Consider the following 700-nt stretch of genomic DNA (forward strand, 5'->3'; position numbering starts at 1 on the left):
ACTCAGTTGAGATTCCTCTCATAAAATTCAATTAATCGCATTTGAGCTTTCTCAGCTTTACGCTTTTTATGTGTCTGCCATGCTTGTTTAATTTTCTGAGTCATGCTAAACCTTTCTAATCAATATCGTAGTCACCTTCTTGCATTGCGTCAACTGTACCTACTAGATACGAGTTTCCGACTGTTGAGAAGAAGTCATGATTGCTTGAACTTGTTGAAATACCGTTCATTACCAATGGGTTGACCTTATCTGCTGTTGAATCAGTAAATAATGGGTCAAAGCCAAGGTTCATGAGGGCTTTGTTCATGTTGTATTCTGTGAACACAGTTACTTCATCTACCCAGCCAATTTCTGAGTATAAATCACTAATGTATTCTACCTCATTACTGTACAACTCATACAGTAAGTCGTAGGCCCAATCTTTTAATTCATCTTGTTCAGATGGTGTAAGATTGTTGTAATCTTTTTGAAACCAATATCCAATAAAAGTGCCATGAACGCTCTCGTCGCGAAGGATAAGCTTAATTATCTCTGCCGCATTTACCATTCTGTTTTCACCAAGGTATTTTAACGGGGTGTAGAACCCTGAATAAAAAAGTCCGGATTCTAAGAATGTTGATGCAATTCGTGTTTTCATGCCTGCAAATTTGATTTCTTTGTCAGTCATTTTAACTGTTGCATATTCTGGATACTGTTTGAC

1 protein-coding gene is annotated in these 700 nt (G+C 37.1%); it reads right to left on the reverse strand.

The window, feature by feature from the left end; genetic code table 11:
* Positions 1 to 115: 115 nt before the first annotated feature.
* Positions 116 to 700, reverse strand: a 585-nt coding sequence (locus D1643_RS11235) for a ribonucleotide-diphosphate reductase subunit beta (protein WP_201751121.1), incomplete at its 5' end; no start/stop codon positions are given.

Source organism: Enterorhabdus sp. P55 (genome assembly GCF_009911695.1).
In the GTDB taxonomy this organism is placed as follows: Bacteria; Actinomycetota; Coriobacteriia; order Coriobacteriales; family Eggerthellaceae; genus Enterorhabdus.